This is a genomic window from Neobacillus mesonae (genome assembly GCF_023715155.1).
In the GTDB taxonomy this organism is placed as follows: Bacteria; Bacillota; Bacilli; order Bacillales; family Cytobacillaceae; genus Neobacillus; species Neobacillus mesonae_A.
This window is the reverse complement of record NZ_JAMBNQ010000033.1, coordinates 45,312-57,748: the sequence shown is the minus strand read 5'-3', so window position 1 is coordinate 57,748 and position 12,437 is coordinate 45,312. Positions and strand designations below refer to the sequence as shown.

9 protein-coding genes are annotated in these 12,437 nt (G+C 35.6%); all 9 read right to left on the bottom strand.

The features are described from left to right. Nucleotides 1-152: 152 nt before the first annotated feature. Complete coding sequence (locus M3183_RS20670) at nucleotides 153-452, bottom strand: hypothetical protein (RefSeq protein WP_251472590.1); 300 nt, start codon at nucleotides 450-452, stop codon at nucleotides 153-155. 115 nt (nucleotides 453-567) lie between these two features. Next, nucleotides 568-936 (bottom strand): hypothetical protein, encoded by a 369-nt coding sequence (locus M3183_RS20665; RefSeq protein WP_251472589.1) that lies wholly within the window; start codon nucleotides 934-936, stop codon nucleotides 568-570. A 141-nt stretch (nucleotides 937-1,077) separates the two neighbouring features. After that, on the bottom strand, nucleotides 1,078-1,548 hold the full coding sequence (locus M3183_RS20660; protein WP_251472588.1) for a hypothetical protein: 471 nt from the start codon (nucleotides 1,546-1,548) through the stop codon (nucleotides 1,078-1,080). Nucleotides 1,549-1,944: 396 nt separating this feature from the next. Beyond that, on the bottom strand, nucleotides 1,945-5,100 hold the full coding sequence (locus M3183_RS20655) for a DEAD/DEAH box helicase family protein (RefSeq protein ID WP_251472586.1): 3,156 nt from the start codon (nucleotides 5,098-5,100) through the stop codon (nucleotides 1,945-1,947). After that, nucleotides 5,100-5,309 (bottom strand): hypothetical protein, encoded by a 210-nt coding sequence (locus tag M3183_RS20650; protein WP_251472585.1) that lies wholly within the window; start codon nucleotides 5,307-5,309, stop codon nucleotides 5,100-5,102. Before M3183_RS20650 ends, M3183_RS20655 begins: the two co-directional genes overlap by 1 nt. Nucleotides 5,310-5,675: 366 nt before the next feature. After that, the gene (locus M3183_RS20645; RefSeq protein WP_251472583.1) at nucleotides 5,676-6,401 is read right to left on the bottom strand and encodes a M48 family metallopeptidase; all 726 of its coding nucleotides are present in this window, start codon (nucleotides 6,399-6,401) and stop codon (nucleotides 5,676-5,678) included. Between the two features lie 14 nt (nucleotides 6,402-6,415). Continuing rightward, the gene (locus tag M3183_RS20640) at nucleotides 6,416-9,523 is read right to left on the bottom strand and encodes a type I restriction endonuclease subunit R (RefSeq protein ID WP_251472581.1); all 3,108 of its coding nucleotides are present in this window, start codon (nucleotides 9,521-9,523) and stop codon (nucleotides 6,416-6,418) included. A 43-nt stretch (nucleotides 9,524-9,566) separates the two neighbouring features. Beyond that, on the bottom strand, nucleotides 9,567-10,832 hold the full coding sequence (locus tag M3183_RS20635; protein ID WP_251472580.1) for a restriction endonuclease subunit S: 1,266 nt from the start codon (nucleotides 10,830-10,832) through the stop codon (nucleotides 9,567-9,569). 12 nt (nucleotides 10,833-10,844) lie between these two features. Then, complete coding sequence (locus M3183_RS20630) at nucleotides 10,845-12,374, bottom strand: type I restriction-modification system subunit M (RefSeq protein ID WP_251472578.1); 1,530 nt, start codon at nucleotides 12,372-12,374, stop codon at nucleotides 10,845-10,847. Nucleotides 12,375-12,437 lie beyond the last annotated feature (63 nt).

Genomic DNA, 12,437 nt, shown 5'->3' with positions numbered 1-12,437 from the left:
ATGTAATGTAACGGGGACGATGGTTAGCTTTTGTTGCGGCATATGAAAAGCACCTCCTTTAAATTAATACCTTGATTGTACCAGGAGATGCTGCCGTTTTATATGCGTTGTTTGAATACGGGCTTACCTTTTGCCTTCATTTTTATCTCCTCCTATCGGGATGTGTGTGTTTGGGAAGTTTGATTAGGGTTAATGTTGGGGTCTTTTAAAGTAGAGTTCATTTGTGGGATGTTTTTGAGGTTGTCATAAATTTGATTCTCAAAATGACTTTTCAGGTAGTGTTTAGTGAGAATCAGTTCATGTTCTGAGATGTCTCTCATTTCCTTAATTGTCCAGATAAGTCCTTGATCCGCTAATTCCTTTAATTTCTCACCAATATCCATGATGCTAAAATTGCTTTCTTCTCTAAACAGTCTGTAACTGTCCTGAATTTCTTTTACCACTTGATTCATTTATCTCTTCCTTTCAATTAATTTTTTATTTCATTGTAGTTCCTCCAGGACTTTCCTATAACAGAATGGTTGCATGAGGTGATCAATTGAGTTCTGTTTAGAATAAGAAATAACTTTATTTCAGAAATTCCTTACATTCCTCATCCGAGAGCTTTTCAAAGTGCTCACCAAGAATATCATCAATGCTTTTATTCTCCTCAATTGCCAAATCCCAATAGTAGGGGTTATCGACAAAAACTACTTCAACAATATTTTTTAAACCTAGCTCTTTACACAACTCTTTATTTTCCCTTTGAATCCAACGTTCTCCTGCAACAACTGCAACTACTTCACCTTCTTTAAACGGGAAAATATCCTTTTTAACCTTTTCTAAAGCCACAATGTCAACTACATCATCACTTTTGTCTCTTTTTTGATACTTCCTTAACTCTTTTTTCGTTGTTGTCATGTCCTTAAATTTGATAAAAGACGCTTGTGTTCCCATGTTGAATCCTCCTAAAATTGTTTTGTTTGATAATTTATTTCACGACTTTCCTTCTTGATTTCTTACTCACTTTTTACTGGATTTTCAATAATTTGAAGGTTCCTGTAGTCAGGAAAAATGTGGTGTCTGGATTAGTTGAAGTCATTCGTTTAACTTTGGTGGATTATTGAATAGAGGTTTTTGATTTAGTTTACGAGAAAGCGTATTGTACACTACAAACAATTCTCTTAAACTAAAATATTGTTTTTCGGAGATGTTACGATGTAACTTGTAATGCTCTTCATTACATTTTTGACAGAAATAGATTTCCTTTGTTGTGCTAAAGCATAGAAATCTACCATCTTTTGTGATAAAGATTTGCCTACTTTTAACGGTGTTGCTGCTAGAGAATTCCTCTGATTCATAAACAAAGTGCCCTCTCGTTAATTCCCCATTCATTTCCATAAAGTATCCAACATCTTGCGAGTGCTCATTTAAGTTTTTTACGATTGGATCATGCTGTAACGCAATCTGCGATTGAATTTGAAGATGTTGCATTTTTTCCGTTAGCGTCATCTTATCACTCTCCTTTTGATTTGTTTGATTATTTTTTGATTCAACATTACTTTTCATATTTCAATTTCTCCTTTTCTATTTTTTGAAACAGCAACGTCTTTAGCTTTCTAATTTTCTTCATTGCTAACTCTATTTTATTACCTTTTCTCCGCATTTAACATTTTCTTAGGTTTGACCATGTCTTAGTCTTGTTTAACTAGGAAATTAATTCTCACTGACCTTTTTTTAGTGTCCATATTGGCATCCTACAAATGTGAGAATTAGAATAATTGGAGGGAGAAATGAAGAAAATGAGGTTTTCATTGCTCGTGTATTAATATCATACTTTGCGGGATTTTTTAAATCAAAATTCTTATGCTCTACCCTACATTTGATCTGTTATTAAATCATTGGTAATAATTATCATCTTCTAGTAATAGGATGTAGCATTGTGCAAAAAGAAAAAGGAAGCCGCTATGCAACTTCCTTAATTTCATTCATGGTTTGCAGACCATAAGTGATTGTTATATACTGTTCATCCTTGAAACCAAGTAATGTATAGAACTTCTTACCATTTGATGGTCTAACTTCGATGTTAAGGAGCTTTTTAAAAGTTTGGGGCTTGAATCGGCTGGCATCCAGTTCAAGTCCTTTTTCTTTGAGTTTTCTACCAAGACATTTTTTCAAGAAATCACTCACTTCATCACTGAGCTCAAACGTAAGTCTTTTTTTACTTTTCTTGAATACTTCATCTAACACTTCCACCAACTGAACTTGTAAGGTTACTTTTTTTCTTCCTCTAATATCCTTAATCTCCTCAATGGCTTTTAGGTCATCAATATAGCAATATGTTTTGGACTGTGATGGCTTTTGATGGGTTTGAAACACTTTGCTAACCACTTCATAATCATGTTCTGTTTCAAGAAAGTAATTCAAGTCCTTTTTACTTCCACCCTTTAAGATATTGCGAACAAGTTCAAGTTCTCCATCTTTTCTCCCTGCCATATATTCTTCCTTTAATTGATTGAAGTAGCTCTCATTGGAGGCTAATTGCTTAATGATGCTTTTAGAATCGCCTTTGATTTTATTGTTTTTCAGTAATTCATTTTTGTTCACCGTTACGGATTCATTCGAATCCGTAAACTGGCACTTGAATTTAGCCTCCAATTCTTTAATGAGGGAACGATAATTATTGTAATTGTTGTACGTTTTTATCATAATTCCCTCAGATTCAATTGCTGGGTAATTGATACGTATACTACCATCATTATCCGAATATACCCCGCAGTTGCGTTCTATTTCATCCAAATCACCGATAACAGGAACATCCTCACCCCGTAACATTTCAATGTATTTCTTGGAGTTTTCAGCCTTCCTTTTCTGCTCTTCCACATAGGCATGGTATCGGAAAACATTACCTTGTTTATCTGATGAACTTTCTTGGAAGAAAATCTTGAAAGCCTCATACGACTCTACTTCCTTACTTACTCTGAAACGATTGGACATCTGCACCAAACGTGTAAATTCATGATTCATACTGGAACTACTACAGTACACCCATGTTTCAGCCTGTTCATTGAATCCTGATACAATGCTAATTCCAGCACTCATCGCTGTTGTTCCAAGGATAACTTGAACATCCTCTGGAATAATCCCTGATTCGATAATGGACAGCTCTTCTTCACTCCTAGCTTTCTCTTTTTTGGAATAAACGCCAACCGCTTTAATTCCCCTCTTTTCCAGGTCCTTTTTATAGTCCTCGATCAACTTTTTATTTTCAATGAATACCAGAAGTTTTCTCGTTGGATTTTTTTTGATTGCTTCTCTAATTAGCTTTAGCATCATTGAATCAACTTCATTGGTACCTTTTCCGGACAGGACTTTATATCCAGCCTGACAAAAAGGGGTTTTGCGATTCTTTTGTGTAACCTTGATAACCAAATCATAAACACCTTCAATGGTTAGACTCTCGGGGGTGGCTGTCATGTGTAAGACTACACCGCCATTTTTCATATGTTCTTCTTCTTCCGCCAAATACCTTTCGATGGTATCGGACTTAAACGTAGAGTCATTAGCTAACATATGGCATTCATCGAGGATCATGATGCGATGGTGTTTCAAAACTTCTAACGTCGCTGCATTATAACCACTTCGGCTCACTCTTTCCCCCTCTACCAGCTTCATGTCAAGAATTACATGTGCATGATCAGGTGTTGTAAGGAACTTATCATTAGTAGCAATCACGCTTTTTCGTTGTCCCTTAATCATTTCATCGGAACCCGTTAAGACGGCTGATTTTTCCGTTGAAAAGTTTTCCTTTAGATTGTTAATTAGGTTTCTCCTTGGAATTGACATGATCGAGTAAGATAAACTACCGATACTTCTGTTGGTCTTTTTGAAAGACTGTAATCTCTCATTAAATTCATCAAGTGCATCCAAAATGAATTTTGATTTTCCAATTCCGGTATCCCCAATAAACAAAATACGTTTTCCATGATTATTCAGTACCAAATCCTTTATTTCTTCACAAACCTGAACATTGTTTGAAAGATAGTCTTCAATCTCCCATTCCTTATCAATTCTTATTTCATGTTTCTCACTTAGTTGAAAAATTCCTTTTGTGTCAATACCAAACGTGTGCAAATCATAAATGAAACTTCCCATTGTCCTTTCAGCGTATCCATACCTCTCAATCTTACTGAATTCCTCATGGAATCCCCCGTTGCCATCATCAATGATTTCACATAGCTCGTATGCTTGATTTCTATCAATTAGCCCCTCAAGCATCATGCTATAGAATGTCTGCAAGAGATTAAACCACATTTCGTAATCATCAATAAGTGGCAATTCTTCAAGAGCCTTAACGATAGCATCATAGTTAACTCCCACTGTTTGATAATGATTATTGAACCGATTGTCGGCTAATTTCCTTGCGACCTGTTTATCACCAACTTTTCCTTTTTTCGTTCCCATCTTTTTCTTTTCTTCGAAGAATTCATCAACATAAGGTTGGAGATTTGTCGGTTTTTGGTTCTTGTTAATGTGGACCTTTTTACCAGAGGCATAAATTAGCTTTAGCAAATGCTGGCTTTGGTCAAAGGAAATCCCTAGTTCTTGTTCCCAATACTCCATTCTTCTCTTGTACGCATAAGCCCAATGCTCATACGAACAGTTTTCTAATGGAATGACCCGTTCATATACGTGGTATCGGGGATCGCTGAAATCATCACTACTTGAGAATGATCTTTGAACCATATAGAAGTTTTTAAACAACTTCTTTTCTAGCTCCTTTTTTCTTTCATAGGATAAATGCTTTATGTCATCTATGTCGTATTCAATAATATTTGACATAAGGCCTTTTACTTCATCCCTTTTATTCGGTGAATCAAAATAGTTTACCACAAGATGTGGTGTACCAGTTTCTAGGATATTATGGGCAAATTCATATTCATCCATATGCCTAAACTCTGTTTTGTTTCCGATATTTACAGATTTGAAGTAGTTTTGCATTTTTGCTGCATCAATTTTTGATGGTTTTGTTTTGTATCCGTGAGTGTATGGAGTGATCAGTAGATCGGTTTGAGGAAATTGAGGAGTTTGTGAGGATTTAGTTTGGGGTGCTTGACTCATTATTTATCACTCCCAATTGAGGAATTACTTATTCCTTGTATAACGCTGTGCCAATGTTGAACCTGGTTTAGCCCATATTTTTCTGTTAATCTAGCGTAATGCTTCAAACCCTCATAAATTTGTTTTGCCTCTTTTGTTGACTTTACGTTAAGTTCAACAGCCTTCTTTGCGTAAAATTCTTCATGGTAAGACTTATTTGTTTTTTTCATATCTATCACTTCCCTTTCATTTGATACTTTATGATAGATATGTTTTGAAAAGATTATAACGCTATTTACTGAATTCTGTGTTCGAGCATGGTTTGAGCAACCAACCCCTAAAATCCTGGGGTTTTTTATCTATAACATTCGGCTAAGTATAAACCTAACAGTGTCAACTTTTGAGGTTTTGTATTAAATACAGACACCATTTTTCGTCACTGTTTGGTAGATTTGCTTTGAACTCTGCATACTTTTCGTAAATAAGACCCCACCACCCACCTTTTAGGGGTGGCAAATAAAAAAGAACCAGCAGCAACCGATTCTCCTAACTCATTAATAAATAAAAAGACAGCCCCTGATAAGGAAACTGTCTCTTTACATTTCTTTTACTATCTCTTCATCCAAAATCCTCTTTCTCTTCTCCCAATCAGGCATAAGAGTATAAAGCATGTTATAGAACTTTTCACTGTGATCATTGTATTTAAAATGGATTAATTCATGTAAGATTACGTAATCAATACAATGCTTCGGTGCCTTTATTAGTTCAGTATTTAGTTGAATGATGTTTTTATCTGTTAACGCTGACCCCCAGCGAGCTTTCATCATACGAAGGGCAAGAGTTGGTTTTTCAATACCATATTTCTCTACCAATGGTGATAGTTTATTCATGGATTCATTAAACACTTTAATAGCCTTTTCCCGATACCAATTATCCATTAATTGTTCTTTTCGGCTGTAGTTGTTTGTTTCCTTTACCATCAAATAAATAAAGCCCCGAAAATACTTTACTACTTCATCATCTTCTACCTGCTGAACACGCAGCCGATATTGTTTACCTAGATATTTAAAAGATTCACCGCTTACGTATTCTCTTTTGCTTTGGTAAATTGGCTGAACGTCTTCGAAATGCTTCACATGTTTTAGTATCCACGATCCTTTACCCTTTACAAAATCATATATATAAGTAAGGGGGACCTTTTCGTTTGCAGAAACCTCTATTGTCATATCTGGCTTAATATTGAGGTTAACATTCTTCACATTTTTTCGTTGAATTGCAAAATCTATTGTCTTATTGGCGTATTGTATTTGATGTTTTTCCATGTTGTTCACCACCCTTAATAGCGTCTAAGAGCAATGGTTTTTATCTGCTCAATAATCTTATCAATTGTATCAAAATCTAAGTCGATTTGATATTTATTAGAAAAGTCAAAGAGTAGATCGTCTAGGTCTTGTGCAATACGGTTATGAATTTCAAGATTATTATGCCAATCAACCTTCTGGTGTTCTTTAACTACTGCATCCATCCTTAACGCTAAATCACCGATAGAATCTGAACCATATGATGAATGGCTTTCCTTTATTTGTGCCATCAATTCTTTCGTTACTCCATAAAAGGCTTGAGCATTTCGGTTTTCTTTAATTACTTCCGGATAATCTTCGGCTGGTTCTCCCTTTCGATAATCCTTCATGATGTCTTTCATTTTGTTAAGGTATTCTGCTTCCGAAATGCGTTTATCTTTATATTCTCGAATTGCCTCTTGAATCCGTTCCGAGAACCTCTTATAATAGGCAGGATTTTCATCCCATTTAGCTCTAACACTTTTTGTTAAACGAGTTCGAATAGCATCAGCCTTTGCCCTTTTAGATTCCAGCCTTTCTAATTCTTCCTCGAATGCCTTTTCATTTAATATATCTACAGGGTTTGTAACTCGGATTACTTCCTCTGCTGAAATATAGTGATCCATCAACATCTGCATTTTAGCTTCATATTCTTTATGATCAATGGTATCCGAATAACGATATTTAACATTTTTTCTAAGCTCCTGAAAAAACTTCAGATTCTGCTTGTACTTATTCAATTCTTCTGATGGAAGTGCATTATAGATTTTCTCAGATTCCAATGCGATTCCCAAGTTTCTTCCGAAGTTACTTAAAACACCATAAAATGTTTCCCTTCGCTCTTCATCCTCTAACCAGACCTCGTACTCTTCCAAATCCTGTTTGTTCCTTACTGGTACAAAAATTTGTAAAAGGTCCGAATGGTACTGTCTTAATGAACCAATAATACTGATAACATCATAGATAGCTCCATCCAAATCTTTCGGATCGAAGTTTTCTAACCCAGAGCCTGAATACATTTGCATCGCCTGGTCTAGCTTCTCCAAAAGACCCCGATAGTCAATAATAAACCCATATTCTTTTCCTTCATAAAGGCGATTAACCCTTGCAATGGCTTGCAGGAGTGTATGTTCTCTCATTGGTTTATCAATATAAAGCACAGTTGCCCTAGGTGCATCAAAACCCGTTAGCAGCTTGTCTACAACAATTAGTAAGTCAAAATCGTTTCCATTTACAAATTCATCTTTAATGGCATCTTCATATCCTTCAGGTGTTTCATACCGATTCATCATCCGCTTCCAAAATCGTTGTACTTTATCTTTTGACTCCATATCAACTACTTCATGCCCTTCTCGTTGATCTGGTGGAGAAATAACAACAGCACAATTCAAATCACCTAGTTCTTCAAATGCCTCTAAATACCGTATTCCCTCAATTTTACTATTTGTGGCCAGCATTGCTTTAAATCGACTACCTTGAGTCTTATAGTTAGTTAAGAAATGCTCATTTATATCAAATGCAATCATGCTTAAACGTTGATTAGAAGAAGCTATTCTCTCAAATTGGCTCCATTTATTCATGACTGCTTCCTTCTGTTTGTCGTTAAGGTGTCTAGTAATCATCTCAAGTCTATTATCAATCGCTTTCTGATTAACAGACTGATCCACCATCTTGCCCTCGTAAAGTAGAGGAACAATCGCTTTGTCCCTTACACCATCAGCAATCGTGTAAGTATGAATGAGCTTACCAAACTTGATCATTGTGTTCTTTTCTTTTTTCATTAAAGGCGTTCCTGTAAAGCCCAAGTAACATGCGTTAGGAAAAACCTTTTTCATTTTGATGTGAAGCTCTCCGTACTGGGTTCGGTGCGACTCGTCAACAAGGACAAAGATGTCTCTTGATTCTATAGGATTTTGCTTTGACGATGCTGTATCAAACTTATGAACCAATGTCGTAATAATATCTGCATTATTATTGTTAATTAAATCTACTAAGTGATTGCCTGATGTAGCCCTGTTGGCCTTTAATCTTGTATGACGAAAGGTTTTATGAATCTGTTTATCTAATTCAACACGATCCGTAACCACTACTACCTTGGGATTATGCTCCCACAATTCAGAAAGAATATATTTTGCAAGCATTACCATTGTTAGTGATTTACCTGAACCTTGTGTATGCCAAATGACACCACTTTGGCGGTTCCCATTTTCATCTTTCTCTTCAATAGTTTTAATGATTTCTTTGATTGCAAAGTATTGCTGATAACGGGCAACCTTTTTAACATCTTTATCAAATACAATGAAAAATTGGGTGATTTCTAATAAACGTTCTGGATGAAATAATGAAATTATATTTTTATCTTGAGTGGTCGGTAATCTTATTTCTAAGGCTTTACTTAACCAGGCATTTAACCACTCTTCCTTTTCTTCCTTCCAAACTGACCAAAACTTTTTAGGGGTATTACAGGTCGCATATTTTGTTTCATTTTTATTCGTGGACATCACTATTTGGGCATACTTAAACAATTGCGGAATATAGTCTTTACCTTGATTCCGAATCATTTGACTGATTCCTTGTTCCATGGATATGGATGCTTTTTTACATTCAATTACTGCAAAAGGAATACCATTCACAAACAGCACTATATCTGGACGGACAGTTCCACGACCATCCATCCGCTCTACCTCAAATTCTTCTACAACATGAAATATGTTGTTTTCAATATTATTCCAATCAATAAACTGAATAGTAAAGGATTTTTTAGAACCATCAGGTAGAAATTCAGTATATGTTCTACCATTCATTAAAGTTTCAAAAATAGATTCATTTGTTTTTACAAGTCCATTTGACAAAGGTTCATCCAAATCACGAATTGCTTGTTGAATATTGGTATCACTGAATTTATATGTTTTTCCTTTATACTCATAGGAGTTCATTGAATGTAGCTTTTCAACTAACACATCATTTAGGAGAACATTATGCAAATTTCCTCGTAAATGATTAGCTTCCTCTGACTGAAGTTTTTGATAACCTGTTTTCTGAAGTAATTCGACTGCAGGGATCTGACTACTTATTCGTTCACCGTAAATCTCTTCTGTTTCCATATTTACACCTCCGTTTCCAGGATAAAAGATAAGGTATTAAGTATTACACCCCTACTCGGACTTTGCCTGTTAGAAGTTGTTGCATAAGGCCTTTCTTTTGCTCTTTCAAGGAATTAAGTTCCCTCTCCAATAGTTCAATATTCCTATCTAAAGTTGTGAATAACCCCTCAATTTTATTTTGCTCTTCTATCGAAGGAACTTTTAATTTTATTTCCTCCAACTTTGAAAAATACATATAAGTTCTTGATCCACCCTGTTTTTGCATGAGGGCAAACCTTTTAAATTCAATACCCTCATTTAACTTTAACAATAGAAAACGACTACTCAGGCCCTTTTTTGTTGTAAACACGGGGTATAGGGTACTTACAATCCCTTTATCTACAATGTTGTTAATATTGAACTTAAAAGTTAAATCATCACTCATATGTCTATAAGTAAAATAACCATATGGTACAACATTGTATCCGGTATTATTTTTACTTGCTACTTCATTACCTGAATAATATTCTTTTTGTAAAAAGATCCCTTTCCTTGATGAAGTTAATACAGGGTATTGATTATTTGTTATAGATTTCTCATCGTGTTTATTCAAGTAATCTCCTAATCTTATCTCTTTCCAAGCCCCATTAAAACCAGGCAATCTCACTTCACCCATCAACAACTTTTGTATTAAACCTTTTTTTTGCTCTTTTTTCTGCTCAATATATTTTTCTTTTAGCTCAATGCTTATGTCCCAGGTATTAATTATTTCAATAATTCTTTCTTGTTCCGTTACGTCTGGAAATTGTATATACATCTCTTTCATTATCTGAGTAGTTAGATTGTTGAAAACTCCTCCTTTAGTTGCGGAGGATTGCATCTTATCGTGTAACAACCAAAAGTAGTAATACAGATATTCGGGTAGTAATTCTTTATAATCATCAAATCCGAAGAATCCGTCATGAATACATGCAGATTCACCCAAAATTCCTGGTATTGCAACTCGTGTACCCGAACAACTTAAAATTACCGAATCTTTTGGAAGTAATCTACTTTTTTTTGCTCCTTCTTCTGTTAAGCTATCTATAGAAGGGTATACAAATTTACCATCTCGGGTTACATCTTCTATTAATACCCTTGGTATTTCCCCTCCATAATATCTTGGATCACCTTTGGGTCTTGGACTTGCACCTCTAAAGACTCTTACTACTTCTTGAAGCTGAGCAATTTTCCAATCAGCAGGAAATATGCCCTCGCTTGTTTTAACGTAACCTTGAGGTGCATTTCCTTCCCTCGATGTATAAAACTTATCTTTTGGAGTCAACCTCATCAATCTCACCACCTACAATCCAAGCTCTTTCAAATACTTTTCCATCTGTTTTTCCACTTCTTGAAGATCATTTTTAATATTTTCCATATTGTTCTTCACTTCGTCCATATCCACTGGTTCTTCTTCTTCAAATGTATCAACATAACGAGGAATATTTAAGTTAAAATCGTTTTCTTTTATCTCGTCAAATGTCGCCACATGCGAGAATTTTCCTTTGGTATCCCATTTCTCATATGTAGAAACAATATCCTCTATATCTTCCTCTCGTAACTTGTTCTGACTTTTCCCTTTCTCATAATGTTCTTCTCCTGACGCATCAATGAATAGAATATCTTTTCTCTTACGGTCTTTTTTAAACACCATAATACATGCAGGAATCCCAGTACCATAGAATAACCCTTCTGGTAAGCCAATTACAGCATCCAACAGGTTCATCTCTAAAATCTGCTTACGAATTTGTCCTTCACTTGCTCCACGGAATAAAACCCCATGTGGAAGAATGGTAGCCATACGTCCATTTTCTGCCAATGAATAGAGCATATGCTGCACGAAGGCATAATCACCTTTGGAACTTGGTGGAACACCCCATTCAAATCTGCGGAATGGATCAAGACTTGCCTCCATTTTAAATTTCTTATCTGTGTTCCCTTCACCCGCAAATCCCATGGCCCATTTATCAAGGCTGAAGGGTGGATTTGCAACTATTACCGAGTGCTTCATTAATTTGCCGTCTTCTAAAAGTAATGGATTAGCTAACGTATCGCCCCATTCAATTGTTGCATCATCAATACCATGTAAATACATATTCATGAGAGCCAATGAATGCGTCGCCCCATTTCGTTCTTGTCCATAGATTGCTATTTTTTTATTGGGAACCTGATTCGCAACTTTAATCAATAAGGAGCCTGATCCACATGTCGGATCGTATACACGATCATTTTCTTTAGGTTTTACCAGACGTGCCAAAAGTTCGGATACTTCCGCAGGTGTATAGAACTCCCCGCCCTTTTTTCCAGCATCTGAGGCGAATTGTCCAATCATATACTGATAAGCATTCCCTACAACATCTTCATCTCCAATTTGTGATGGCCTTAAAGATAGCTGATTGAAATCCTCTAACAAAGAACGTAGAATAGCATTTCTTTCTTTTGCCTTTCCAAGAATAGATTCGCTATTGAAGTCGATATTACGGAATACACCTCGAAGTTTTCCTGTATTCTCATTTTCAATTCGTTCCAACGCTTTATTGATGATTTCACCAATTTCCGGATCATTTCTTTTACTATATAAATAATCAAATGTTGACAGTTCATCTAAAACAAATCGTTCCCTCGACAAAGCTCGTTGAACACGCTGCTCATCACCGTTATACCGCTCTATATATTGCTCTACCTTCTCCTTATACGAATCACTAAGGTACTTAATAAACAGCATTGTAAGGATATAATCCTTGTATGTACTGGAGTCTATCTTGCCCCTAAACGAATCGGCTGCTTGCCATAATATTCTGTTAATATGTTCCTGTGTTACTTTCTCTTGCATTTGTTCTCCTCCTATTTTTCCGCAACTCTCTTGTGATGTTCATACACAAACTTCTATTAATTC